Raw genomic sequence first — 26,762 nt, forward strand, 5'->3', positions numbered from 1 at the left:
TGAGTAAATACAGCGTTAATTAATTAGCTATTAACGCTGTATAAAGTGACAATAAATAGTCTTAGTTAGCAACGATGTTGAGTAGTTTACCTGGTACGAAAATTACTTTACGTACAGTTTTACCATCGGTAAATTTCGTCACGTTTTCATCAGCGTTAGCAAGTGCTTCTACTGATTCACGTGTTGCATCTGCTGGTACTGTTAGTTTAGCGCGCAGCTTACCGTTTACTTGTACAATGATTAATTTTTCAGACTCAACCATTGCTGTTTTGTCTGCAACAGGCCATAGAGCTTCGTCGATGTTACCTTCTTGGCCTAGTTTTCCCCATAGTTCAAAACTGATATGCGGAGTGATAGGTGCAAGTAGACGAACAACAGCCACTAATGCTTCTTGAAGTAGTGCACGATCTTGCTCTGCCTCTTGCGGTGCTTTAGTTAGCTTATTCATTAATTCCATCACAGAAGCAATTGCTGTGTTGAACGTTTGACGACGTTCGATATCGTCAGATACCTTCGCAATTGTTTTATGAAGCTCGCGACGTAGTTCTTTTTGCTTGCCGTTAAGTGCTGCAACGTCTAGTTTAACAACGTCACCTTTGCTGATGTGGCTATAAGCAAGTGTCCAGATTCGACGTAAGAAACGGTGCGCGCCTTCTACTGCTGAGTCTTGCCATTCTAGTGTTTGGTCTGCAGGAGCTGCAAACATCATGAACAGACGTACTGTATCAGCACCAAAACGTTCGATCATTGTTTGCGGGTCGATACCGTTGTTTTTAGACTTAGACATTTTTGTCATGCCTGTATAAACAAGTTCGTTACCTTCATTGTCGATGTATTTAGTCGGTTGACCTTTTTCGTCACGCTCAACGGTTACATCTAATGGAGAAACCCAAACACGGCCGCCGCTTGCGTTGGTGTAGTAGTATGCATCAGCAAGTACCATACCTTGACAAAGTAGACGTTTGAACGGTTCGTTGCTATCAACCATTTGCTCATCACGTAACAGCTTGTGGAAGAAACGTGCATATAATAAATGCATACATGCGTGTTCAATACCACCCACATACTGATCAACTGGTAACCAATGATTTGCATCATCACGGTTTAGCATTTCAGTTTCTGATGTAGCGCTACAGTAACGTGCGTAGTACCACGATGATTCCATGAAAGTATCAAATGTGTCTGTTTCACGTAGTGCAGGTTGACCGTTATATGTTGTTTTAGCCCACTCTTTGTCTGCTTTGATTGGACTTTGAATACCGTCCATTTTCACATCTTCAGGTAGGATCACAGGCAGTTGGTCTGCAGGTGTTGGTACTACAGTTCCATCTTCAAGCGTTAACATTGGGATTGGTGCGCCCCAGTAACGTTGACGAGAAACACCCCAGTCACGTAGACGGAAGTTCACTTTCTTAGTGCCTTGACCGCTTGCTTCTAATTTAGCTGCAATTGCATCAACTGCTGCGCCAAATTCTAGACCGTCAAATTCACCTGAATTAAATAACACACCTTTTTCAGTGAATGCTACTTCAGACACGTCTAGTTCACTACCGTCTGCTGGTTTGATTACTGGAACAATATCTATGCTGTATTTTGTTGCGAATTCATAGTCACGTTGATCGTGAGCTGGAACCGCCATTACTGCGCCGGTGCCGTAACCCATTAATACGAAGTTTGCTACGTATACTGGTACTTTACGACCATTTAATGGATGAATAGCGTATAGGCCAGTAGCCATGCCTTTCTTTTCCATTTTTTCTAGATCAGCTTCAGCCACTTTCATATTTTTACATTCAAGGTTGAATGCCGCTAGTGCTGGATTTGTTAATGCTGCTTGTTCTGCAAGTGGGTGACCTGCTGCGATACCTACATACGTAACACCCATAACTGTGTCTGGACGTGTTGTATATACAGATAATTTGCTGAGTTCGTCACTTTGACCTTCAACCGCGAAGTCTAGTTCGATTCCTTCACTGCGACCGATCCAGTTACGTTGCATTGTTTTAACTTGCTCTGGCCAGCCGTCAAGATCATCAATTGACGTAAGTAGTTCGTCTGCGTACTCAGTAATTTTAATGAACCACTGTGGAATTTCTTTTTGTTCTACAGGGGTATCACAACGCCAGCAACAACCGTCATTTACTTGTTCATTAGCCAGTACCGTTTCATCGTTCGGGCACCAGTTAACTGATGATGTCTTTTTATAAACTAAACCTTTGTTGAAAAGTTTAGTGAAGAACTCTTGTTCCCAACGGTAGTATTCAGGTGTACATGTTGCGATTTCACGCTTCCAGTCATAACCAAAGCCTAGAGACGTTAGCTGACCTTTCATGTAATCAATGTTTTCATACGTCCAAGGTGCTGGTGCCGTGTTGTTTTTAATTGCAGCATTTTCAGCAGGCAGACCAAATGCATCCCAACCGATAGGTTGTAATACGTTTTTGCCTTGCATACGTTGGAAACGTGCGATCACGTCACCAATTGTGTAGTTACGTACGTGGCCCATGTGCAGTCGACCACTTGGGTATGGGAACATAGACAAGCAGTAGAATTTCTCTTTAGTTTCGTCGTTTTGTACTTCGAATGTTTTATTTTCTTGCCAGTGTTTTTGAACCTGAGGTTCGATACTGCTTGGAGTATATTGTTCTTGCATGGGTAATATCCAGTCTGTTCTTGGTAGGATTTATAAACAAATTTTTGCCATAGAATACCTTAGCACAGAGAGGGCAACAAGTTTCATTTGCAGATTGCGATAAGTTTTCCATACTGATAATGCTTATTGAAGACTTTTACAAGGTGACTATGTGATGTAGTGCGCTTGTTGGGTGCGTATTTTGGCATATACTTAAGTTATAGTAGTAACTATATCCCTTCTTCTAATAGGGCCGTTATTGCTGACAATAAATAATTTTACTGATGAATATAGATGACGTTTTATTAATAAATACAGGTTAACTGTGATTACATTAATTCGGAGGTTTATATGGCTAAGCTCAATACTCAGTATCAAAATTCAGTGCGCCACTTATCTGTACATCCTCTGAGTTTTAAAGGGAGGAAATTGTTTATGGGTAATGATTTTACGCAACGATTTGTACTTAAAGCGGAAGCTTATTTAGGTGCTGCGAGTGATTTAACCAAAAAAGAACTAACAGAAGCATCTGCTTATATTCGCCATGATATTGGTGAGTTTAATAAAGATTATCAGACGAGTGTTAGTAGTTTTAAGTTATCGGCCTGGTATCAAGCGTGGGATAAAATCACGTGGGGAGCATTGGCATCAATTACGGATAAAACGCAGGTTGAATGGACTGAGGTTGGTGATGATTTACAACACCAAGGTCGTTATAGAACGGGTGACGAAGTTGGCTTTGGTTTACTCACGTGTGTACGTTGTGGTCATCAAAAAGAATTATTTCATCCTGCCATTGTACTTTCTTGTGCTGGTTGTGATGGTGATGAGTTTATGCGTGAAAGCTTTGATCCTTAATGTATATGAATAATGTCATATATCTAATGGTCAGTTAAGTTATGTACTGACCATTTTTTTGTTTAAAATTAAAGGGATAGTTAAAATGGTTCGTCTATTCTCACCGATGGAAACCCTACCTGTTGCGCTGTTGCTGTCGCGATATCTAAATTTCGATAACACTTTTCATGGCCGCTAAAATCGGTTAAAGGAATAATATCTCCATTTTCTGATTTAAATTCTACAATCCATCCGTTTGCTATCAAAGACGGTTCAACGATGGCCTCAACTAATTCATGTCTGTGATACATGCTTTTGATATCAGAAAGCTGCATGGTAATACCCCTCGTGACAGAACAATCGGATTATAGTTTTAGTGTAGTTGATGGCCAAACAACTTCAAGAAAGTCAGCTTTTAAAATGATGGTACAGTCTGAATAAGTCGTTTTAATATGTATTATTTGAGTTGTAAACTTGTGATCTAGAACGATTAATTATATCAATGAATTACGGTCTTTCGATGCTTCTACTCATGAAAATTAAATTAATTCGTTAACTTTCATTCTGTTTATCATACTGAGTTATACCACTTATTTGTTTGGAAATTGGATGTTTACTCGAACGTCGTCATTATTCATTTCGTTATTCGTATCAAGCTATCAGCAGCTGTTTGCCGCTGATGTTGTTCCTGATCTTGAAATTAAGTTGCCCATAGAGGAGGCTGAGGCGTATTCTCGTTGTCCAAGTGTGCTTAATCAACATCGCATTAGCTATTTAGAAACACAGATTATTAAACACCGCCAGATTTATTACGCTGGTCAAGAACCATTACTGCATGATGGAGAGTTTGATTTATTAGTTGATGAGTTAGCGCTCCTATCTCACTGCCTATCACCTGCATTAAGCAAGGTCGGTGCAAATGACAATAAGCAGAAGTATTTAGAATATCCACACCGACAAAAAATGCTGAGCTTAAATTCGGTACGTGATCGTGCTTTGATGGACGCGTTTTATCAACGTCATCAAGACAAGCTGTTACTCATTCAACCTAAAATTGATGGTATGGCAGTTGAGTTAGTTTATGAAAAAGGCATCTTAGTTGCTGCATCGAGCAGAGGGAACGGTAGACAAGGTAAAGACTTGCTGGCGTTGATGTTACGCAGTGATGCCGTTGATAGCATTATTGCATATCCGCATACACTGGTTATTCATGGCGAATTATATGTTAGTCAACAAGATTGGCAGGAACGACGTAAGTATGTATCTTCTCGACACATGACCGCGGGTATTGCCAGTCAATTGTCACCTTCACAAGTAGATGTCATGAGCTTGCGCTTTATACCTTGGCGTTGGATTGATTCACCTTATCGCGATGAATTTATGGGGTTAGCGAAGCTGGCCATGCTTGGATTTACTGATATGTCGAAGATGAGCCATGTCATTGATAGTCCGCAAGACATAGATTATTGGCTTGCGCATTACCAAAGCATTGAAACGTTATTGCTTGATGGTGTGGTCATTAAATTAGCTGAGAATGCACTGCAATATGAATATGGTCAAACTCAGCATGCTCCGCGATGGGCGCTGGCATTAAAATTTACTGGACCTAAAGGATTAAGCCATGTTATTGATATTACGTATCAAATGGGTAAAAGTGGTCGTGTTACGCCTATAATTCATTTACAACCACTGGCATTATCGGGTCGACAGGTGACGAAGGTTTCTGGGCGATCACTACCTTGGTTACAGAAAGCCAAAATTGAGGTCGGTAGCCAAGTTGAAATTGAATTAGTGGGTAATGCAATACCGCAATTAACAAGGGTTGTTAGCCGCCGTTAGCATCTTGCATATTTAGGCATTTTGAGTATACTGCTGCCCAGTAACTGCAACGGGTTCGCTTTTAAGGTGGGCCCGTTTTTATTTTGATTGAAATTGATCGAATATATCAGCGAAACACCCGGCTCGATGAAATGCTGGGCCACCTGTTTGTTTGAACTATGATGTAGGCAAAACCATGAAATTTATTGTAAAAATATTCCCAGAAGTAATGATGAAAAGTAAATCTGTACGCAAGCGTTTTAGTAAAATGCTGCAATCGAGTTTACGTAATATTCTACGCCGTGAAGATGAACACGCTCGTGTGATCCTTGAATGGGATAAAATTGTTGTCCGTACGACAGATGACAGTGAGAAAAACCGCGATTTTTATCGTGAAGTATTAAAGAATACCCCAGGGATTGCCCATTCACTCGAAGTTCAAGAGTCAACCTTCACCGATCTTGATGATATTTTCCAGCAAGCATTACCTGTTTATAAAGACATTTTAGTTGGAAAAACGTTTTGTGTACGTGCTAAACGTAACGGTAAGCATGACTTTACGTCGATTGACTTAGAACGTTATGTTGGTGGTGGCTTAAACCAGCACACTGAAGCAACTCGTGTACAGTTAAGAAAACCACAAGAAACGATTAAAATTGAAGTTGAAAATGATAAATTATATTTGGTTACTGCTCGCCATGAAGGCTTAGGTGGTTTCCCTATGGCAGGACAAGAAGATGTGCTGTCATTAATGTCAGGTGGTTTTGACTCTGCGGTATCAAGTTACTTAACGATTAAACGTGGTAGCCGAACGCATTTCTGTTTCTTCAACTTAGGCGGTGATGCACATGAGATTGGTGTGAAACAAATTTCATACTTCTTGTGGAACAAATACAGTTCATCACACAAAGTTAAATTTGTTAGCGTACCGTTCGATCCCGTTGTTGCTGAGATATTAGAAAAAGTAGATAACTCACAAATGGGTGTGGTACTTAAGCGTATGATGATGCGTGCAGCGTCTAAAATTGCTGAGCGTTTAGGTATTGAAGCTTTGGTTACCGGTGAAGCCGTTGGCCAAGTATCAAGCCAAACTATTCGTAACTTATCGTTAATCGATTCAGTAACGGATACATTGATCTTACGTCCGTTAATTGTTGCTGATAAGCAAGATATTATTGATACTGCTCGTCATATTGGTACTGCTGAATTTTCTGAAACAATTCCTGAATACTGTGGTGTTATCTCGAATAAACCAACAGTAAAAGCAGTGAAAGAGAAGATTGAAGCTGAAGAAGCTAAATTCGACATGAGCTTGATTGACCAAGTTGTTATGGATGCAAACGTGATGGATATTCGTCAAATTGCAGAAGAAGCACAAGAGCAAGTTAGTGATGTTGAAGCTGTATCTGAAATTGCATCAAACGAAGTGATCTTAGATATTCGTAGTATTGACGAAGTGGAAGATTCACCACTTGAAGTTGACGGTTTAGCTATTGAGCACATGCCGTTCTTCAAATTAGGTAACCAGTTTGGCGAATTAGATCAAGATAAAACTTACTTACTGTACTGTGATCGTGGTGTGATGAGTAAACTACAAGCGTTATACTTGATTGAAAAAGGTTATGCGAACGTTAAAGTTTACCGTCCTTAACTTTTACTCCCCTTAATCGTTAGGCTGTGTCCTTATCAAGCTAATGAGTAAAAGCCAGCAATTAGTTGCTGGCTTTTTTGATCCTGATGTGATTTTTGAATGATGTAACTAAGCGAGTTCAGTTTCGTGCAGCTTGATTTGATCGTATAAGGCTTTATTCACAGGAGCTTCGATACTGTAGGCATTCGCGACTTTTAAAACATATCCGGTAATGTAATCAATTTCGGATTGACGGTTAAAGTGATGATCTTGATGCATTGAAGAAAAGTTTTCAGCCGTGCGTTCAATGACATTATCAACTTGTACTTGTAGCTCTGCATAAGACCAAGGTAATCGGGCTTTTTCACACACGAGTGCTAATTCTTGCACCACCTTTACTACATGCGGATATAACGCTGGGCTTGCCAATTCACCATTTTTGCATTGATGGATGGCTGTTAATGGGTTTATCGCACAGTTAATCACTAACTTAAGCCATAATTTCTCACGTATATCTTCGCACCATGTTAATTCTTCTAGTGCAAATAATTGGCTGGCAATATCTTTATAGCGCTTGGCTTGATTATTAAATGGACCTAGCCAAGTGATACCCGCACCAGTATGGCGAATATAGTTGTCTGACAGTTTCAATACGCCATTGGACGTTGTGCCAACCATGATTGCGTTTCGAGGGAATAGCTTTTCGGCTTGTTCCGCCGTGCCCATGCCATTGTGTAACAATACGATACAGCAATGCTTATCGATTTGTGGTTGCAGTAAGCTTAGTGCTGAAAGCACGTGTTGGGCTTTTAGTGTAACGAGTAAAAAGTTACATTTAGGTGTGAGGTTAGGCTGCGCCATTACAGTGTTACTCGAATGTCTGCCATTTAAATCTTCAAAGTTAAATGTACGGATATGTGCATCACTTTCGGGACGCAATATAAATGCGGTGTGTTGGCCTGATTTTAATAATTTTTCTGCAAAGAAATGCCCGATAGCACCTGCACCGAGAATGTTCCAATTAGCCATGTATTTTTGCTCGTAATGGTTGAATGATTAAGTAACTGGTGATACCGGTTAAATCGGCGACGATATCCCAATGACTTGTTGTGCGACCAGGTATCATACCTTGAATAAATTCAATAAAAATACCGAATCCAAGTAATGTCATGAACAATGTTATTGTTCTATCTGGGAAACTATAATCAAAAAGTAACGCTAATGTAGCAAAGGCAACTAAGTGATTTAATTTGTCGTAGCCTAATTGCGCTATATCAGTTGAAGGCTTGCCAAAAGCAAGTTGGCAAATTATGAATATAACAATAACAAAGAGTAAGCGAAACCAGAGTTTATATTTGTCCAATGACATACTTATCTCAATAAAAAGGGGCATATATAGCAATTATAGTCAGTTAATCGTTACTTAATGCGACCTAGTGACTTACTTCTGTAGTTAATGGTTGAATTACAAGTATCATCTATTAGATAATCACATCATTATAAATGATAGGATATGAAGATGCCTCAATTTGATATTATTTCTGAAGTTGACATGGTTGAAGTTAAAAACGCAACTGACAATGCAAACCGTGAACTAAGTACACGCTTTGATTTTCGTGGTGTTGATGCAAGCTTTGAGCTGATTAAAGAAAAAGTAAAAATGCGCACAGATGAAGATATGCAACTTCGCCAAATGGCTGATATTTTACGTGGTGCTTTGGTTAAGCGTAATATAGACAGCTCTGCGATGAGTGTTGGTAAAACTGAATTTTCGGGTAAAACCTGCAGTGCAGATGTTGAATTTTTACAAGGTGTTGAAGGCGCAGTTGCTAAGAAAGTTGTTAAATCAATTAAAGACAGCAAGCTTAAAGTACAGGTATCTATTCAAGGCGATAAAGTACGCGTTGTAGGTAAAAAGCGTGATGATTTACAAGCTGTTATGCAGCATGTGAAAACAGCTGAACTAGGTCAGCCGTTCCAATTTGATAACTTCCGTGACTAATACGCGTACAAGTACGTTAAGCCCAGTCCGCTAATACGCACTGGGCTTTTTTATGCCTAAGATTCAATCCATTTAAAGCGTTTGGTTATTTGCATGTAAACTAATACGATAATAAAGGCCACTGGAATAATCCCTAACACTGCAGTACCAATAAAGAAGGCTGAGTAATCCCAAGTATCGACAGCAACCCCAGAGAAACCTGCGATAAACTTAGGCAGTAAAACCATGATTGACGAGAATAGCGCATATTGAGTTGCGGTAAATTGGGTATTAGTTAGTCGTGATAAAAATACCACAAAAGCACAGGTTGCTATGCCAGCACTGAGGTTGTCAGCACTAATCACCAGGGTCAATAATAACTGAGCGGGATCTTGTGTTTGTAGCCATGCATCTGGAACAATGAGAGTAAGTACTGTCATTACCTGTATAATGGCTGCGCTGCCTGCCATCCAATGAAATAGGATATTGGTTAAGGCTGAAAGTACACCACCGAGTAATAAGGTTGAGAGTAAACCTAAGCTACTGACGAGCAGTCCACCTAACCCAGCCCCTATGAGCGTCATTACCACACCAAATACTTTTGAAATGGCAGCAACTTCAGCTTTTGAATAACCCATATCCACATAAAACGGATTGGCCATTATTCCCATGACAATATCGCTGATACGGTAAGTGATAACAATGCCTAGTAATAGTAAGCAGGTTTTACCGTATCGCTGGAATAGGTCGGTAAGCGGCTTTACTATCCCTGTCATAAGAAAGTCGCTAATATTATGGACGTGATGTATTTTATGTTTTGCAATGGGTTCTTTAGAAAGTAACGTCGCAACAATACCAAATAACATAAATAGCGCCATACAAGCATAAGCGAACTGCCAAGCTGCCGCATTATAAATTGCACTGTTATCATAGAATGCTGCAATGGCTAATGACCCTGCGCCCGCAACGATCATGGCAATGCGATAACCTGTCATATAGGTTGCTGCCATGGCGCCTTGTAAGCGAGTACCTGCACTTTCAATTCGAAAGGCATCGACAACGACATCTTGGGTCGCGGAAGCAATCGCTAAACCAAGCGATGCGATGATAAATAAGGTTACGCTTTGTTGGGGATCTTGAGTTGCCATGATCATCAGCATACTAATGATTACCACTTGTGTGAATAATAGCCAACTTCGACGTCGTCCCAATTTATTGTGCAGCCAAGGTATCTGGATCTGATCAATCAAGGGTGACCAAGCCCATTTAAAGGCATAGGTAAGTGCTATCCAGCTAAAGAATCCGATACTAGCACGATCGACTCCAGCTTCCCGTAGCCAAAATGATAATGTAGAAAAGACCAAAAGAATGGGCAATCCAGAGGAGAAACCAAATAATCCCATAAACAGAACTCGGGGATTAAGGTAAATCGATAAGTTTTGAAGAATAGTAGGCAATGTCAGCAATCCATCTAGTAGCGTAAGTGTTTGCTGATACTACCGTATTTTTATGAATTAAATAAGCCCGACCACTTACTGGGCTTGGTTTAATCCGTTATATTTTATAATAATAATGGCGAAATCAGTCCAAATATTCCGTAATAGGTCTAATACCAATACAGTTGTATGGTTTAACCCCTTGACCCTGTAGAAATAAAGCACCTGTATGTAATTGCTGGCGCAATATTCGGTTGGAAAAAATCTGTTGGCTTGACCAGCTTTTTAGCTCAAATAACAGGAACCAAAAGACCTGTTCTTTGCAGCTACTTGTAGACTCGTCATAAATATCCAAATCATCCCATTCTCGTAACGTTTCCCAGAGAAAATGGTTTAATTGCGCATAACTAAGCTTTCTCATTAGAAAAAAATCGAGGTATTCAGCTAAAGCATCAGATTTCTCGTCAATGAACTTTTTCGCTTCCATGCAAATCTCCTCATTTGTTAGTATCTAATTTTAATCCTAGACTAAAATGTTTGGCTGTCATTAATTAGCGTATTCTTAATGCTGATTTATGAGTAAAGTGTGAAACATCTCAAAAGATTAATTTTTTTAAGTGTTGAACTTAAAAAAATAACAAAAATTAATATTCATGTCATAAACGTGCTCGTCAATGGCTAAGATGTTGAAAGATCCTTTATAGATCAAACATCTGCTATAGTAGCGAAGCATACGCTTATTTTTATAACTGAATGGAACCTATATCATGCGAATAAATCACTTTTTTGCAAAATTACTCTTAATTTTGTCTTCAACATTTATGTTTAATACCGCGATAGCGGCAGAAACTAAAGCTTTAATCAAAACTAACCTTGGCGAGATTACGATTGAACTATACCCAGAACAAGCCCCCGTGTCTGTGGCTAATTTTATCAGTTATGTTGAAAAAGATTTTTACAGTGGCATTATTTTTCACCGCGTGATCCCTGGATTTATGGCTCAAACGGGTGGTTTTAATGAAAACCTTGAAAAACAGACAACGAAAGCACCAATTATTAATGAAGCGAATAATGGCTTGAGTAACGAGCGTGGGACACTGTCATTAGCGCGTACTAATAATCCAAATTCAGCAACGTCGCAGTTTTTCATCAATCTAAAAGACAATAACTTTTTAAACCGTTCGGGTTCAAGTGCTTCACAAGCGGGTTATGCTGTGTTTGGCCGTGTAATTAAAGGAATGGATGTTGTTGATAAGATGGCAAAACAACCAACTGGTAAAAAGAAGCATTACAGTGATGTACCATTAACTAACATTGTTATTGAAAGTATTACTATGTTGAAATAGTCGAATTTAACGATTATTTTTAATCGGTTACAGTAAGAAAAATAAAGCCTCGCCGGTACTTGTGATAAGTCATCGTTCGCGAGGCTTTTGCTATTGTATGATCACTATAATTAGCGAGTTAAATAATTCGTACAATTAACGTGTTAGATAATCACTGATTTGTTGATCATTAAACACATCGTTCAATAGCGACGATAATTGCTGAGAAAACTTCGTTTCTAAGTCATTCATTGACGGGCTAAATGCGCCTGTTAAGGTTGATGCACTGCGAAATTGCTTCGTTAGTGTTTGACCTTCATTATCAATTGATACGATCAGCATTAGACTTGATTCAGCTTGATGCTCAAAGCTATCTTGCTGAACATCAATTCTTGCGGTTTGCAGTTCAAGATTAATCGCGATGTCAGCTTGTGGTGAGAACACTAGGCCCTGTTGCTCCCACCCCAGTTGTAGTTTCGCCGTTATAAGGTTAACCAGTGAATTTTGGTTATTAAGTAATTGTGCTGGTTCTCCGACTTTATGGATAGCAATTAAGTAATTCGCATCACGGATGTCTTTACTTGTTAGCGAAACCAAAGTACCTGGATATTGCGTTGTTAATGGTGCTGGCTCAGCCGTAATATTAACTTGCTGAGGGGCACTCGCACAGGCGGTTAGTAGTAATAGACTGATATTTAAGAGTAGTTTCTTTAGCATATTATTTTTGCGCCTTAATAATAACGAACTTGGCATTTGATGCGACAATTTCATGATTATCGAATAGGCGGTCAAGTTTGATATGGTAATCAAGATGACGATTACCAACAATATAAAGTGCGCCACCCCAAGCTAATGCACGGTGAGCATCTTTGAACATTTGCCATGCAATATGATCGGTAATGGCTTTTTCTTGGTGGAATGGAGGGTTGCATAGTACAAGGTCAACACTGTGTGGTTCGTAATCGTAAAGGCAGTTATTCACTAAAAATTCAACGTCAGGCTCGTGACTGGCGATATTAGCCGCTGCATTTTCTTTCGCTGATGAAATGGCCATAAATGACTCATCCACAAAGGTGATTTTAGCTTGTGGGTTTAAGCGTGCCGCAGTAATACCGATAATACCGTTACCACAGCCAAGATCGATAATATGCTGGTATTCACCTTTTGGTAAATGCTGCATAAAGAAGTTGCCACCAATGTCTAAATTGTTACGTGAAAACACATTGGCATGATTAGATAGCGAGATATTTGTTTTCGTTACATCCCAAGTCACTGGCGCTGGGATTTCTAATGCTTTCGTTTCTGTGATAGTCGAGAAAATCAAACGTGATTTTTTCTTCGCTAATGATGTTTTAGTTTCGCCGAGGTACTTTTCAAATAACGCTAAGGTCGAATTATGAATATCTTTTGCTTTTGCACCCGCAATGATCTTTGTGTTAGAGGTAACAACATGGCTAAGCATTGCAAGTTGATGCTCTAATAAAGATAATGTGCGTGGGATCTTAATTAATACTAAATCAATATTTTTCGGTAACGCAGCAAGACAGTCTTGGACTTTTATTTGTTCTGTGCTTAACTCATTTTCATCTAGATTTTGCGCGATTGCCGCATGGCTGATCCACGAATCACTTACTGTCGTGACATTATGTTGATTATTCGCACAGGTTAATGCACCAAAACTATCATTGAAGATAAGTATTGAAGATTGTTCAGCGAGCGTTAAATCTGCAACAGTATTAAGAATATACTCATCAGCAGAGTCCCAAGCTTGCAGTTGCTCAACGCTACGTTTAGGGTAGCGGTACAAAGATAATTCGATACTTTCAAGAGATAGTTCAGTGTTCATAATATGATCCAGTTAAGGTTGATCGTGTATTTTACACTGTTATTTTACTAAATATATAAAGAAGAGGTTTTTAAATGTCATTAGGTAACGATATTAAACAGCAGTTATTGGCGAGCTTTGATATTCAGCATTTAGATGTGGCTTGCGATAGTCATAAACACAATGTGCCACCGGGTACCGAAATCCATTTTTCGGTAGTGATCGTTGCGACGGAATTTGAAGGGAAAATGTTGATTGCGCGTCATCGCATGGTTAACACTGCGTTGGTGACTCAATTTGAAGCAGGTATTCACGCATTATCAATTCATGCTTATACCCCTGAACAATGGGCTAAAAAAAATGATCAAGATCAAAAAATTCCTGAGTCTCCAGATTGTTTAGGTTAATTATACGTAAATTTAAATAAATGATTAATTATATGTTACAGACTGTGAGTTAATGTTAATTCTCGAGGCTGTTTTTTCAATTAATCGATCTATCATTAAATATGATTAAAATGAGTTTAATAAAATATTTTTTTTTACTTTATTAACTGATTTATATATTTTCATACATCTTAAGCTTTTGTTTTTAATTGTTTATTTATGATTTTTTTACGTTTTAATAAATTTGCTTTATAAGTACTCGTTACATGATGAAGTGCGAGCAATAATATTAAATTAGTGCTAGAATAAGCCAAAATTTTTTGTTAACTAAGATGTACCGCCTTATGAGTACCTACTTGTGGGTTGTTTTAGGCGTGCCGTTTTTTGTTGATAAAAGTGTTCTTTATCTTCCTAAAAAAAGTAGTGCATGTGAGTATGATTACGATAAAAAAAGGACTGGATCTACCTATCGCAGGTAAACCTGAGCAAGTGATTCATGATGGCCCAGCTATCAAACGAGTTGCTGTTCTAGGTGAAGAGTATATTGGAATGCGCCCAACAATGAGTATTAAAGTTGGTGATCGTGTTAAGAAAGGTCAGGTTCTTTTTGAAGACAAAAAGACACCTGGCGTAAAATATACAGCCTTCGCTGCAGGAACAATTGCTGAAGTTAACCGTGGCGCTAAGCGGGTCTTACAATCGGTAGTGATTGACGTTGACGGTGATGAGAGTGAGAAATTCGCTCAGTTCAAATCAACTGAGATTGCTAATCTTGACCGCGATGTAGTGGTTAACAATCTTGTAGACTCAGGTTTATGGACTGCATTACGCACTCGTCCATTTAGCCGTGTTCCTGCAATTGATAGTAATGCATCAGCAATTTTCGTTACAGCTATGGATACTAATCCATTAGCTGCAGATGCTGCATTAATTATCAATCAAAACAGCGATGCATTTGTTGATGGTTTAAATGTTATTTCACTTTTAACAAGCGGTAAAGTTTACGTTTGTAAAGCGGAAGGTACATTACCTAAATCAGCAGCATCAAATGTTGAAGAGCAAGCATTTGCTGGTCCTCATCCTGCTGGTCTTGCTGGTACACATATCCATTTATTAGAATCAGCTGGTACAAACCGTACTGTTTGGTCTATTGGCTATCAAGATGTTATCGCTTTTGGTAAATTATTCACTACTGGTGAATTACATACAGATCGTGTTATTTCACTCGCAGGCCCTGCTGTGAAAAAACCACGTTTGATTACCACTCGTTTAGGCGCATCAATTACAGAATTAACTGCAAGTGAACTTAATGCTGGTGAAAACCGCGTTATTTCTGGTTCTGTATTATCTGGTGTTAAGTCTGAAGGTGTACATGCTTATCTTGGCCGCTACCACAGCCAAATCAGTGTATTAGCTGAAGGCCGTGAGAAAGAGTTCATCGGGTACATGAAACCTGGTAGTGACAAATTCTCTGTCGCTAACGTATTTACTTCTGCATTCAATCGTGCACGTCAATTCAACTTTACTACAACCACTGGCGGTAGTGATCGTGCAATGATGCCAATTGGTAACTATGAGCGTGTTATGCCATTAGATATCTTACCAACGATGTTACTGCGTTCACTAGTAACAGGTGATACTGATGAAGCGGTTACGTTAGGTTGTCTTGAATTAGACGAAGAAGATTTAGCGTTATGTACTTTCTCTTGCCCTGGTAAGTACGACTTTGGTCCAATTCTACGTAATTGTCTAACGACAATTGAGAAGGAAGGTTAAGCATGGGTCTTAAGAATTATATCGAAGAGATTGAACATCACTTCGAACCAGGTGGTAAACACGAGAAGTGGTTTGCCCTGTATGAAGCAATTGCAACAGGCCTATTTACACCTGGTTTTGTGACAAAAGGTAAAACACACGTACGTGATAACATTGATTTAAAACGTATCATGATTATGGTGTGGATGTGTACTTTCCCAATGATTTTCTGGGGTATGTATAACATTGGTGCTCAAGCAAATACGGCTATCGCAACAGGTGCTGGTATTGCATTTGACGATTGGCACGTTGCACTACTTAGTGCGCTTGGCGTTACTATGGGTGAGGGTGCTGGCATCTTTGCAAACATGGTGTACGGTGCAGTATATTTCCTCCCTATTTACGCGACAGTGTTTATAGTGGGCGGTTTCTGGGAAGTTTTATTTGCAGCAGTGCGTAAGCATGAAGTAAATGAAGGTTTCTTCGTAACATCTATTCTATTTGCACTTATCCTGCCTGCTAACATTCCATTATGGCAAGCGGCTATCGGTATTACTTTCGGTGTTGTAATCGCGAAAGAAGTATTCGGTGGTACAGGTAAGAACTTCTTAAATCCTGCATTAGCAGGTCGTGCGTTCTTATTCTTCGCATACCCATCTGACATTTCAGGTGATGCTGTTTGGACTGCTGTTGATGGTTTCTCTGGTGCTACAGCGCTAAGCTCTGCAGCTGCTGGCGGTCTTGACGGTCTAACAAGTTCACTAACTTGGGCGGATGCATTCATTGGTAACATGCAAGGTTCTACGGGTGAAGTATCTACATTACTAATCCTATTAGGCGGCGGTGTTTTATTGTTTGCTCGTATCGCATCGTGGAGAATTGTTGCTGGTGTAATGATTGGTATGGTAGCGACAAGCTTACTATTCAACATGATTGGTTCTGACACTAATCCAATGTTCGAAGTACCATTCTACTGGCATTTAGTACTGGGTGGTTTCGCATTCGGTATGATGTTCATGGCGACTGATCCTGTATCAGCATCATTTACTGATAACGGTAAATGGGCTTACGGTATCCTTATCGGCTTAATGGTTGTACTGATTCGTGTAGTTAATCCTGCATTCCCAGAAGGTATGATGCTAGCAATCTTATTTGCTAACTTATTCGCACCTCTATTTGATCACTTTGTTGTTCAAGCTAACATTAAACGGAGACTTGCACGCAATGGCTAGTAAAGAAACTCCACTGAAAACTATCACCGTCGTTGCGGCGCTGTGTTTAGTATGTTCAATCATCGTATCTGGTGCAGCTGTAGGCTTACGTGATGCTCAAAATGCTAACAAAGCATTGGATAAGCAAACTAACCTACTTTCTGTTGCTGGCAAGTTAGAAGCAAATGCGAACGTTGGCGAAATTTACGCTAAATTTGTTGAAGCTAAATTTGTTGATTTAAGTACGGGTGAGTATGTTGAAGAAAATGCAGCGACATTTGATCAACTTAAAAACGTAAAAGATCTAACGAAAAGTACCGACCTAACAGGTAAAGATGTTGCTGGTATCAAACGTCGTTCAAATGTTGCTGATGTTTATCTTGTAAAAGATGCACAAGGTAACGTTGAATCTTACGTTCTGCCTGTATACGGTCGTGGCCTATGGTCAACGATGTATGCATTCGTTGCAATCGACAAAGATGGCAAAACAGTGAAACGCATTCAGTACTATGACCAAGGTGAAACTCCGGGTCTAGGTGGTGAAGTGTTAAACCCACTGTGGACAGCTAAATGGAAAGGCAAACAACTATTCGATGCGAATGGTGATGTTGCAATCCGTATCGTGAAAGGTGGCGGTCAAGATAAGACTCCTTCAGGTATTGATGGTCTATCTGGCGCGACGCTAACTAGCCAAGGTGTTGAAAATACATTCCAGTTCTGGATTGGTGACAGCGGTTTTGGTCCTTTCTTGAAGAAATTGCAAAACGGAGGCTTAAACAATGGCTAAGTCTGACTTAAGAGAAGTAGTTACTTCCCCTATTGTTACTAACAACCCTATTGCATTACAAATCCTAGGTGTTTGTTCTGCTCTGGCTGTAACAACTAAGATGGAAACAGCGTTTGTAATGACAATCGCGGTAATGCTAGTAACTGCCTTCTCAAGTTTCTTTATCTCATTAGTACGTAATGTTATTCCTAACAGTGTGCGTATTATTGTGCAAATGGCTATCATTGCATCACTTGTAATCGTTGTTGACCAGGTACTTAAAGCGGTAGCGTTCCAGTTATCAAAAGAGCTTTCGGTATTCGTTGGTCTGATCATTACAAACTGTATTGTAATGGGTCGTGCTGAAGCATACGCAATGAAGAGCAAGCCAATTCCAAGTTTCTTAGACGGTATCGGTAACGGTTTAGGTTACGGTGCAATCTTACTTGCTGTTGCGACAGTACGTGAAATCTTTGGTTCAGGCACTTGGTTTGGTATTGAAATCTTACCACTAATCCAAAACGGTGGTTGGTACCAATCAAATGGTCTATTACTACTTCCGCCAAGTGCATTCTTCATCATTGGTTTATTGATTTGGGCTCTACGTACGTGGAAACCAGAGCAAGTTGAGCCAAAGGGGTAAACGATGGAACATTATATTAGTTTATTCGTACGTGCTATTTTCATTGAAAACTTAGCATTATCATTCTTCTTAGGCATGTGTACATTCCTTGCGGTATCTAAGAAAGTGACAACAGCGATCGGTCTTGGTGTTGCAGTAACAGCTGTACTTACCATTTCAATCCCTGTTAACCAAGTTATCTATAGTGGCGTACTTGCACCAGGTGCACTTGCATGGGCTGGTTTCCCAGAAGCTGATTTAAGCTTCTTAGGTTTCATTACGTTCATTGGTGTTATTGCTGCGCTAGTACAAATCTTAGAGATGGTGTTAGACAAGTTCTTACCAGCTCTATATAACGCACTGGGTATTTTCCTACCGTTGATCACAGTAAACTGTGCAATTTTCGGTGGTGTATCTTTCATGGTACAACGTGACTACAACTTTACAGAATCAGTAGTATATGGTTTTGGTAGTGGTCTAGGTTGGATGTTAGCTATCGTTGCGATGGCCGGTATTCGTGAGAAAATGAAATATTCAGATGTGCCAGATGGGCTACGTGGTTTAGGTATTACCTTTATTACAGCGGGTCTTATGGCGCTAGGTTTCATGTCATTTTCTGGTATTCAGTTATAATAAACAGCTGGCTTCGGTCAGCATGTTTCAAGAGCAAAGGATAAGTCGATGGAAATCATTCTCGGCGTAGTCATGTTCACTATTATCGTTTTAGCACTAGTAACAGTTATTCTGTTTGCTAAGTCTAAATTGGTAAGTGAAGGTGATATTACAATTAGTATTAACGGCGACGCTGAAAAATCAGTGGTAGCTGGAGCGGGTGGAAAATTACTCGGAGCACTTGCAGGTAGTGGTATTTTTGTATCATCAGCTTGTGGCGGTGGTGGCACATGTGGTCAATGTCGTGTGAAAGTTAAATCAGGTGGTGGTGATATTCTTCCAACTGAACTTGATCATATCTCTAAAGGTGAAGCTCGTGAAGGCGACCGTTTAGCATGTCAAGTTAGCGTAAAAGTTGACATGGACATCGAACTACCTGAAGAAATTTTTGGTGTGAAGAAATGGGAATGTGAAGTTATTTCTAACGATAACAAAGCAACATTCATTAAAGAGCTTAAAATGGCTATTCCAAACGGCGAAGTGGTTCCTTTCCGTGCCGGTGGTTATATCCAAATTGAAGCGCCTGCTCACCATGTTAAATATTCAGATTATGATATTCCTGAAGAATATCGTGGTGACTGGAAGCACTTTGGCTTCTTTGACATCGAGTCTAAAGTTGATGAAGAAACGATCCGTGCTTATTCTATGGCTAACTGCCCAGATGAAGCGGGTATCATTATGTTGAACGTGCGTATCGCTACGCCACCGCCACGTAATCTTTCTTTACCAGCAGGTAAAATGTCATCATACATTTGGAGCCTAAAAGAAGGCGACAAAGTCACTATCTCAGGTCCATTTGGTGAGTTCTTTGCAAAAGAAACTGACAATGAAATGGTATTTGTTGGTGGTGGTGCTGGTATGGCGCCTATGCGTTCACACATCTTTGATCAACTTAACCGTCTGAATACAGATCGTAAAGTTTCATTCTGGTATGGTGCGCGTTCTAAGCGTGAAATGTTCTATGTTGAAGATTTCGATATGCTTGCTAAAGAAAACGAAAACTTTGAATGGCATGTCGCATTAAGTGATCCACAACCAGAAGATAACTGGGAAGGTTACACTGGCTTCATCCATAACGTGATCCTTGAGAATTATCTCGCAGATCACGAAGCACCAGAAGATTGTGAGTACTACATGTGTGGTCCACCAATGATGAATGCTGCTGTTATCGGTATGCTGAAAGATCTTGGTGTTGAAGATGAAAACATCTTACTTGATGATTTTGGTTAATAGTTTTTGATTCAATTCAAATCGATGTATCGATGGCTAGTTCTGATGGGGCTAGCCATTTTCATTCTTGGTTGTAGTGAACAAAAAAGTACAGAAGAAGTACTTTTTTCTGGTCCTACTATGGGTACAACTTATCACATGAAAGTCGTGGGTTTCCCACTGTCTGAACAAGATAAGCAAGATATTCAAGTCGAGATTGATAAACGTTTAGAATTAGTTAACGATCAGATGTCGACTTATCGTCCTAATTCAGAGTTGTCACGCTTTAATCAAAGCGTAGCGGTTACTGGTTTTGAAGTATCACGTGATACGGCAATAGTTGTGCTAGAAGCTCTTCGTTTAAATGTTCTGACTAATGGGGCACTAGATGTAACTGTTGGTCCGTTAGTTAATCTGTGGGGATTTGGGCCGGATAATAAACCGGAAAAAATACCATCAGAGCAAGAGTTGAATGATGTCAAACAACGTATTGGTATTGAGCACTTATCTGCTACAGAAACCACATTAAGCAAAGATATTGATGGCTTATATGTTGATTTGTCTTCGATTGCTAAGGGTTATGGCGTTGATGTTATCGCGGATTACTTTGCTTCACTAGGGATTGAAAACTACTTAGTTGAAGTGGGCGGTGAACTGCGTATTAATGGTGTTAATGCACGTGGTATTGATTGGCAAGTTGCGATTGAGAAGCCGACAGCGGATAATCAAAGTGTGCAAGAAGTGATTGCGGTTGGGAACAATGCAATTGCAACATCGGGTGATTACCGTAATTATTACGAGCTTGATGGTGAGCGTTTTGCGCACACTATTGATCCTGCAAGCGGTAAACCAATTAAACATAAGCTGGTTTCTGTGACTGTTATCCATACTTCATCAATGACAGCTGATGCCTTCGCCACAGCGTTAATGGTGATGGGTGAGAAAGATGGTCTTGAGTTTGCGAAACAGCAAGGTTTAGCTGTATTGATGATCTCAAAGTCAGATTCAGGTTATAATGAAGTGTATACCAAACAGTTCGAACCTTATTTAAAGTAGAGGCTAATATGGCTTATTTTGCTGCGACATTTATTATGTTTGCGTTAGTTATTGCTGGTATGTCGATTGGCTATATCGTGCAAAAGAAATCGATCACAGGTAGCTGTGGCGGTATTAGTAACTTAGGTATGGAGAAGGCGTGTGATTGCCCCGATCCATGTGATAAGCGTAAAGCTAAAATGGCAAAAGAAGAAGCTAAACAAATGATGTTAAACGAAAATCGTATCATCTAGTTTATGCCAAGCACCTAGCTATAAAGTGCAATATGTACTTTATAGCTTTTTCTTCTAATCATTTGATTCAAATCTCTAAAGCATCAACATTACTTTTCTTGTTTAATACCCTCCTAAAGACGCAATTATTTGATGTAATTATTTCATCTTAATCACCTGCTATTTCTGATTTAATTATTTGTTCTCAGCCCTAATTTTATTTATAATTAACTGGTCTTTTATACAGTGATATTTATGCTGATTAACATTTAGTTAAGGTCATGAAAAAAATAATTCATATAGATATGGACGCATATTTCGCCAATGTAGAAATACGTGATAATCCAGCTTACAAAGATATTCCTATTGCGATTGGTGGTATGAGTGATCGTCGTGGCGTGATAGCAACGTGTAATTATATCGCCCGCCAATATGGGGTGCGCTCTGCGATGTCTTCTTATAAAGCAATGCAGCTCTGTCCCGATCTAACATTAGTACCGTCACGTATGCAGGTATATAAAGAAGTCTCAGCCCAGCTCCATGAAATATTTTCTCGCTATACAGATTTGATCGAACCTTTATCGCTAGATGAAGCCTATTTAGATGTCTCTAATTGCAAATTATTTTCTGGCAGTGCGACGTTAATTGCCGAAGACATTCGTCAAACTATCGAAAGTGAGTTGGCGCTTACTGCGTCCGCTGGGGTGGCACCAGTTAAATTTCTGGCAAAAGTAGCATCAGATATCAATAAACCTAACGGACTGTTCGTGATCTCGCCATCGCAAGTAAAATCCTTTGTGGCAGACCTATCTCTAAATAAGATCCCTGGCGTGGGTAAAGTCACTTGGCAAAAGCTCAATCGCGTCGGTTTGTATACGTGTTCTGATGTTCTTAAGTTTCCACCAGAGGATATTATTGATAGCTTTGGCAAGTTAGGTCATAGTTTATTAGAACGCTGTCAGGGGATTGATAATCGCCCTGTTTGCAATGAACGACATCGTAAATCAGTGGGCGTTGAGATAACTTTACCTGAAGATATTGTCACGCTAGAACAGTGCATGGTGTTATTTCCTCAACTATATCAAACCTTGCTGCAACGCCTAGAAAAAGCTTCTCCTGACATGCGGATCACTAAGCAAGGGGTTAAGCTTAAGTTTAATGATTTTACTCTGACCAGTGCAGAGCAAAGTATTACCACGCTTGATGAACACCTATTTACTGACTTGTTTTCACAAGCACTGAGAAAGCAAGAACAACGTAGCATTCGTTTAATTGGTTTATATGTTGGTCTTGCTGGTGATAATGATAGCGAGCAATATAACTTGCTGTTTTAAACGTATATTTATTTTAAATAATAAACTTATTTTCTTGCGCTAAATAGTGGCTGATCTTTCTTGTTGGCCTCAGACCAAAAATTAATATTGAATTGCGCATCATCTGTGATTTCGATACGATGCCAATATTCAGGCGGGCTGGTAGCAAATTGACCTGCATTGACAACAACTTTAATCTCTGGCTCGTTGGAATATTCATTGGCAAAGCCATAATAGGTTACCGTTCCTTCCATTACACATAGCTGACCAAATACTCCCTCAGCAGTATTGTGATGCGAGAGTAGTGCTGAAGGTACGTTCTCTTTTGTAAAAAACGGAGTTGAACGCTGTACAGTCCAATTAGCAGGAATTCGTTGATGGCCCATTGTAAACCTCCCCAGTAATACACTGGTATATTAAGATGAATAAATCTTTTTTACTGACCTGAATAACAAAGTTACATTTAAGATACCATATCCCAACCTATTAATCAATAGTAATTCTCATTTGCATTTGGTGTGCGTGTTATAGTTCCGCATATCATTTCAATTAATCGGATAATATTTATGCCAAAAATTCGTGTCCTGTTTTCTACGTCTACCTGCCCGTGGTTTAATCTGGCTGTTGAAGAGACTATCTTCCGCTCTATGTCCGCAAATCAGCGCATATTATTCTTATGGCGTAATGCTGATACGATTGTCATTGGCCGCGCTCAGAATCCATGGAAGGAATGCAATACGCGAAAGATGGAGCAAGATAGTATAAAGCTGGCTCGTCGCCAAAGTGGAGGAGGTGCCGTTTTTCATGATTTAGGTAATACTAACTTTACCTTTATGGCTGGTAAGCCGGAGTATAATAAGGCGGTATCAACCAAAATTGTACTGAATGCACTCAAAAAATTGGGTATCAACGGTAAGGCAACTGGCCGCAATGACTTGGTTGTTGCTGTATCTGATGGTGATCGTAAGTTTTCTGGTTCTGCATATCGTGAAACATTAGATCGTGGTTTTCACCACGGAACACTATTACTTAATGCTAATCTGACTCGATTGGAAAATTACCTGTGTCCCGATCCTAAAAAATTAAAAGCCAAAGGTATTACTTCGGTTAGATCTCGGGTAGTCAACCTTTGCGATATTAATCCAAGTATTAATCATAATATGGTATGTGAAGCTATCACTCAGGAATTTTATGCATATTTTAGAGATACTGTAGCAATCGAATATATTTCACCTGATATCATTCCCGATTTACCAGGATTCAAAGAAAAATATAGCCAGCAAAGAAGCTGGGATTGGAATTTTGGAAGCACATCCAATTTTACTCACTCTTTGGATGAACGTTTTACATGGGGGGGGGTTGAAATCCACTTTGATGTAAGAAAAACGCACATCTGGGATACTCAAATATTTACCGACAGTTTAGACCCTACACCATTGGAAGCCTTATCAAGGCAATTAACAGGCCTCGCATATACACCAAATTCAGTCGCTAATTGTATCGATGAAATTACTGTACAGTTCCCTGAAAACGTTATTGAACTAAGGGAACTACAAGAGTGGCTCACTTTCGCAATAGCTTAATTTAAAGGAATCTATCAACCCATTCTTCTATTCCTATATTCCTAAAAGTTATTAAGAATCAGTTTATGTTCTTTGGCGGTTATAAGTAAAGGCGCTATATTGATTCAAACGATATGAAATTATCCAATTTGGTCTGATGGAGTAGAAGATGAATCAACAGAGGTTGACCCACCTTAAACAGCTGGAAGCTGAAAGTATCCACATAATCAGGGAAGTTGCGGCAGAGTTTGATAATCCGGTAATGATGTATTCAATCGGTAAAGACTCGTCAGTGATGCTGCACCTGGCTCGTAAGGCTTTTTACCCAGGTAAGATCCCATTTCCATTGTTGCATGTTGATACTAACTGGAAGTTTCGCGAAATGATTGAATTTCGTGACAAGACGGTTGAGAAATACGGTTTTGATCTGTTAGTACACCAAAACCCAGAAGGGATCGCAATGGGCTGTAGTCCATTTGATCATGGCAGCTCGAAACATACCGATATTATGAAAACACAAGGTCTTAAACAGGCACTGGACAAATATGGTTTTGATGCGGCATTTGGTGGCGCACGACGTGATGAAGAAAAATCGCGTGCTAAAGAACGTGTCTATTCATTCCGTGATAAGAACCATCGTTGGGACCCGAAAAACCAACGTCCAGAGTTGTGGCGCACTTACAACGGTCAAGTGAACAAAGGTGAAAGCATACGTGTTTTCCCATTATCGAACTGGACCGAACTGGATATTTGGCAATATATCTACCAAGAACAAATTGAGATTGTGCCACTTTACCTTGCTGCTAAACGTCCTGTTGTTGAACGAGACGGTGCGTTGATCATGGTTGATGATGATCGCATGAAGTTACAAGCAGGTGAGAAAATAGAAGAGAAAATGGTGCGCTTTAGAACTCTTGGTTGTTACCCATTAACAGGTGCCGTGGAGTCTGAAGCATTAACATTGCCTGAAATTATTGAAGAAATGTTACTGGCGACAAGCAGTGAACGACAAGGACGTATGATTGACCATGATTCTTCTGCTTCAATGGAACAGAAGAAACGTCAAGGTTATTTCTAGGTAGGAGCAGGTAGATGAACACTCAAATAGTAAATGAATTAGCACAAACAGACATTGAAACCTACTTACATCAACAGCAGCATAAAAGCCTATTACGCTTTTTGACCTGCGGCAGTGTTGATGATGGTAAGAGTAGCCTTATTGGTCGTTTATTACATGACTCGCACCAGATCTATGAAGATCAATTAGCGGCGTTGCATGTTGATAGCCAAAAGTCTGGTACAACAGGTGAAGCGATTGATTTAGCCTTATTAGTTGATGGCCTTGCTGCCGAACGTGAGCAGGGTATTACCATTGATGTGGCATATCGTTATTTCTCGACATCAACACGTAAATTTATTATTGCTGATACACCAGGGCATGAAGAATACACGCGTAATATGGCAACCGGTGCTTCAACGTGTGATCTTGCGGTGATCTTAATTGATGCGCGTAAAGGGGTATTAACACAAACTAAACGTCATTCGTATATTGCGTCATTATTGGGTATTAAACATTTTGTTGTAGCAGTTAATAAAATGGACCTTGTTGATTTCTCTGAGCAGCGCTTTGAAGAAATCAAAGCAGAATATTTAGGATTTACTGAAAAGCTTAACGACATTACTATCGAGTTCACGCCATTATCAGCATTACTCGGTGATAACGTTGTTGATCGTTCTACGCAGACACCTTGGTTTAAAGGCCGTACATTATTAGAATGTTTAGAAGCGGTAGATACATCCGATGAAGCGCTTGATAAACCATTCCGTTTACCTGTGCAATATGTTAATCGTCCTAATCTCGATTTTCGCGGTTTTGCTGGTACTATCGCAGCCGGTCAAATAAGTGTTGGTGATGAAGTGGTTGCGCTGCCATCTGGTAAATCAAGTACGGTCAAATCGATAGTTACTTTTGATGGTGAGCTAGCCTCTGCACATCAAGATCAAGCGATTACATTAACACTTACTGACGAAATCGATGTGAGTCGTGGTGATGTTATTGTTGCTGTTACTGACCAACCTAAATTATCAGATTCGTTATTAGCAAATATTGTGTGGATGTCAGACCAAGAATTACAAATTGGTCGTCAATATGATATTAAACTAGCAAGTAAAAAAACCACTGGCCAGTTCAATTTGATCCGTAATAAGATCGATGTGAATACCATGGTTGAATCTGCGGCAAGCACATTAGAACTGAATGAAATCGGTTTATGTGAATTAACACTGACGGAATCGGTACCGACAGATAACTATAAAAATGTAGCCGATACTGGCAGCTTTATTGTGATTGACCGTTTGACTAATGTGACAGTTGGCGCTGGTATGATTGAGCAAGTACTTGATGCAACGGTAAGTACTAACTCGCATGAGTTTAGTGACTTTGAAGTTGAGTTGAATGCATTAGTGCGTAAGCACTTTCCGAAATGGCAAGCTATCGACATTAGCAAGCTGTAG

At 39.6% G+C, this 26,762-nt stretch carries 27 protein-coding genes; 18 read left to right on the plus strand and 9 right to left on the minus strand.

What is annotated here, in order from left to right:
- Nucleotides 1-61 precede the first annotated feature (61 nt).
- Nucleotides 62-2,653, minus strand: a complete 2,592-nt coding sequence (gene leuS / locus BT797_RS01560) for a leucine--tRNA ligase (protein WP_045109035.1) — start codon at nt 2,651-2,653, stop codon at nt 62-64.
- Between the two features lie 414 nt (nt 2,654-3,067).
- On the opposite strand from leuS, the gene BT797_RS01565 reads away from it, so the two are divergent.
- Entirely contained in the window at nt 3,068-3,490 is a 423-nt protein-coding gene (locus tag BT797_RS01565) for a zinc ribbon-containing protein (protein ID WP_075470945.1), read from the plus strand.
- 80 nt (nt 3,491-3,570) lie between these two features.
- On the opposite strand, the gene BT797_RS01570 is transcribed toward BT797_RS01565, so the two are convergent.
- Entirely contained in the window at nt 3,571-3,804 is a 234-nt protein-coding gene (locus BT797_RS01570) for a hypothetical protein (protein WP_045109037.1), read from the minus strand.
- A gap of 274 nt (nt 3,805-4,078) precedes the next feature.
- Between BT797_RS01570 and BT797_RS01575 the strand changes: the two genes are divergently transcribed.
- Both BT797_RS01575 and thiI read left to right on the plus strand, forming a co-directional pair.
- Entirely contained in the window at nt 4,079-5,308 is a 1,230-nt protein-coding gene (locus BT797_RS01575) for a DNA ligase (protein ID WP_045109038.1), read from the plus strand.
- A gap of 175 nt (nt 5,309-5,483) precedes the next feature.
- Nucleotides 5,484-6,938: a tRNA uracil 4-sulfurtransferase ThiI gene (thiI, locus tag BT797_RS01580; RefSeq protein WP_045109039.1), complete on the plus strand. Its 1,455-nt coding sequence runs from the start codon at nt 5,484-5,486 to the stop codon at nt 6,936-6,938.
- A gap of 108 nt (nt 6,939-7,046) precedes the next feature.
- Here thiI and BT797_RS01585 read toward each other — a convergent pair whose 3' ends face one another.
- Nucleotides 7,047-7,946, minus strand: a complete 900-nt coding sequence (locus BT797_RS01585) for a ketopantoate reductase family protein (protein WP_075470946.1) — start codon at nt 7,944-7,946, stop codon at nt 7,047-7,049.
- Complete coding sequence (locus BT797_RS01590; RefSeq protein WP_075470947.1) at nt 7,939-8,286, minus strand: VanZ family protein; 348 nt, start codon at nt 8,284-8,286, stop codon at nt 7,939-7,941. Before BT797_RS01590 ends, BT797_RS01585 begins: the two co-directional genes overlap by 8 nt.
- Nucleotides 8,287-8,436: 150 nt before the next feature.
- Here BT797_RS01590 and BT797_RS01595 point away from each other — a divergent pair, with 150 nt between their 5' ends.
- Nucleotides 8,437-8,919 carry a YajQ family cyclic di-GMP-binding protein gene (locus BT797_RS01595; RefSeq protein WP_045109042.1) on the plus strand — a complete coding sequence of 161 codons (483 nt, stop codon included), beginning with the start codon at nt 8,437-8,439 and terminating at the stop codon, nt 8,917-8,919.
- A 56-nt stretch (nt 8,920-8,975) separates the two neighbouring features.
- Here the strand turns inward: BT797_RS01595 and BT797_RS01600 are convergent, their stop codons facing one another.
- Complete coding sequence (locus tag BT797_RS01600; protein WP_420271218.1) at nt 8,976-10,355, minus strand: AmpG family muropeptide MFS transporter; 1,380 nt, start codon at nt 10,353-10,355, stop codon at nt 8,976-8,978.
- A 124-nt stretch (nt 10,356-10,479) separates the two neighbouring features.
- Nucleotides 10,480-10,821, minus strand: coding sequence for a hypothetical protein (locus tag BT797_RS01605; RefSeq protein WP_045109044.1), 342 nt, complete (start codon nt 10,819-10,821; stop codon nt 10,480-10,482).
- Between the two features lie 334 nt (nt 10,822-11,155).
- Here BT797_RS01605 and BT797_RS01610 point away from each other — a divergent pair, with 334 nt between their 5' ends.
- A complete protein-coding gene (locus BT797_RS01610; protein ID WP_211705402.1) occupies nt 11,156-11,680 on the plus strand; it encodes a peptidylprolyl isomerase in 525 nt (174 codons plus the stop codon).
- Nucleotides 11,681-11,815: 135 nt separating this feature from the next.
- Here the strand turns inward: BT797_RS01610 and BT797_RS01615 are convergent, their stop codons facing one another.
- Together BT797_RS01615 and BT797_RS01620 are read right to left on the minus strand one after the other, a co-directional pair.
- Nucleotides 11,816-12,376, minus strand: coding sequence for a YajG family lipoprotein (locus BT797_RS01615; RefSeq protein ID WP_045109046.1), 561 nt, complete (start codon nt 12,374-12,376; stop codon nt 11,816-11,818).
- Between the two features lies 1 nt (nt 12,377).
- A complete protein-coding gene (locus tag BT797_RS01620) occupies nt 12,378-13,505 on the minus strand; it encodes a methyltransferase (protein WP_045109047.1) in 1,128 nt (375 codons plus the stop codon).
- A 74-nt stretch (nt 13,506-13,579) separates the two neighbouring features.
- Between BT797_RS01620 and BT797_RS01625 the strand changes: the two genes are divergently transcribed.
- The 10 genes from BT797_RS01625 (at nt 13,580) to dinB (ending at nt 22,707) form a co-directional block, all read left to right on the plus strand.
- Nucleotides 13,580-13,891: a BolA family protein gene (locus BT797_RS01625; protein WP_045109048.1), complete on the plus strand. Its 312-nt coding sequence runs from the start codon at nt 13,580-13,582 to the stop codon at nt 13,889-13,891.
- Between the two features lie 414 nt (nt 13,892-14,305).
- The gene (locus tag BT797_RS01630; RefSeq protein ID WP_075470951.1) at nt 14,306-15,646 is read left to right on the plus strand and encodes a Na(+)-translocating NADH-quinone reductase subunit A; all 1,341 of its coding nucleotides are present in this window, start codon (nt 14,306-14,308) and stop codon (nt 15,644-15,646) included.
- 2 nt (nt 15,647-15,648) lie between these two features.
- Nucleotides 15,649-16,857, plus strand: a complete 1,209-nt coding sequence (locus BT797_RS01635) for an NADH:ubiquinone reductase (Na(+)-transporting) subunit B (protein WP_045109050.1) — start codon at nt 15,649-15,651, stop codon at nt 16,855-16,857.
- The gene (locus BT797_RS01640) at nt 16,850-17,623 is read left to right on the plus strand and encodes a Na(+)-translocating NADH-quinone reductase subunit C (protein ID WP_045109051.1); all 774 of its coding nucleotides are present in this window, start codon (nt 16,850-16,852) and stop codon (nt 17,621-17,623) included. Before BT797_RS01635 ends, BT797_RS01640 begins: the two co-directional genes overlap by 8 nt.
- Nucleotides 17,616-18,245 carry an NADH:ubiquinone reductase (Na(+)-transporting) subunit D gene (locus tag BT797_RS01645; RefSeq protein WP_045109052.1) on the plus strand — a complete coding sequence of 210 codons (630 nt, stop codon included), beginning with the start codon at nt 17,616-17,618 and terminating at the stop codon, nt 18,243-18,245. Before BT797_RS01640 ends, BT797_RS01645 begins: the two co-directional genes overlap by 8 nt.
- 3 nt (nt 18,246-18,248) lie before the next feature.
- Nucleotides 18,249-18,857, plus strand: coding sequence for an NADH:ubiquinone reductase (Na(+)-transporting) subunit E (gene nqrE, locus BT797_RS01650; protein ID WP_045109053.1), 609 nt, complete (start codon nt 18,249-18,251; stop codon nt 18,855-18,857).
- 48 nt (nt 18,858-18,905) lie between these two features.
- Nucleotides 18,906-20,126: an NADH:ubiquinone reductase (Na(+)-transporting) subunit F gene (gene nqrF / locus BT797_RS01655; RefSeq protein ID WP_045109054.1), complete on the plus strand. Its 1,221-nt coding sequence runs from the start codon at nt 18,906-18,908 to the stop codon at nt 20,124-20,126.
- A gap of 45 nt (nt 20,127-20,171) precedes the next feature.
- On the plus strand, nt 20,172-21,161 hold the full coding sequence (locus tag BT797_RS01660) for an FAD:protein FMN transferase (protein WP_045109055.1): 990 nt from the start codon (nt 20,172-20,174) through the stop codon (nt 21,159-21,161).
- Between the two features lie 8 nt (nt 21,162-21,169).
- A complete protein-coding gene (gene nqrM, locus BT797_RS01665) occupies nt 21,170-21,394 on the plus strand; it encodes a (Na+)-NQR maturation NqrM (RefSeq protein WP_045109056.1) in 225 nt (74 codons plus the stop codon).
- A 260-nt stretch (nt 21,395-21,654) separates the two neighbouring features.
- Nucleotides 21,655-22,707: a DNA polymerase IV gene (gene dinB, locus BT797_RS01670; protein ID WP_045109057.1), complete on the plus strand. Its 1,053-nt coding sequence runs from the start codon at nt 21,655-21,657 to the stop codon at nt 22,705-22,707.
- Between the two features lie 26 nt (nt 22,708-22,733).
- Here dinB and BT797_RS01675 read toward each other — a convergent pair whose 3' ends face one another.
- A complete protein-coding gene (locus tag BT797_RS01675; protein ID WP_075470950.1) occupies nt 22,734-23,072 on the minus strand; it encodes a TehB family protein in 339 nt (112 codons plus the stop codon).
- 180 nt (nt 23,073-23,252) lie between these two features.
- Between BT797_RS01675 and lplA the strand changes: the two genes are divergently transcribed.
- The 3 genes from lplA to cysN all read left to right on the plus strand — a co-directional run bounded on the left by lplA (nt 23,253) and on the right by cysN (nt 26,762).
- Nucleotides 23,253-24,269 (plus strand): lipoate--protein ligase, encoded by a 1,017-nt coding sequence (gene lplA, locus BT797_RS01680; protein ID WP_045109059.1) that lies wholly within the window; start codon nt 23,253-23,255, stop codon nt 24,267-24,269.
- Nucleotides 24,270-24,417: 148 nt separating this feature from the next.
- Nucleotides 24,418-25,326 carry a sulfate adenylyltransferase subunit CysD gene (cysD, locus tag BT797_RS01685; RefSeq protein ID WP_045109060.1) on the plus strand — a complete coding sequence of 303 codons (909 nt, stop codon included), beginning with the start codon at nt 24,418-24,420 and terminating at the stop codon, nt 25,324-25,326.
- Nucleotides 25,327-25,340: 14 nt separating this feature from the next.
- On the plus strand, nt 25,341-26,762 hold the full coding sequence (cysN, locus tag BT797_RS01690; RefSeq protein WP_045109061.1) for a sulfate adenylyltransferase subunit CysN: 1,422 nt from the start codon (nt 25,341-25,343) through the stop codon (nt 26,760-26,762).

The organism is Moritella viscosa, assembly GCF_900120065.1.
GTDB classification, from domain to species: domain Bacteria; phylum Pseudomonadota; class Gammaproteobacteria; order Enterobacterales; family Moritellaceae; genus Moritella; species Moritella viscosa.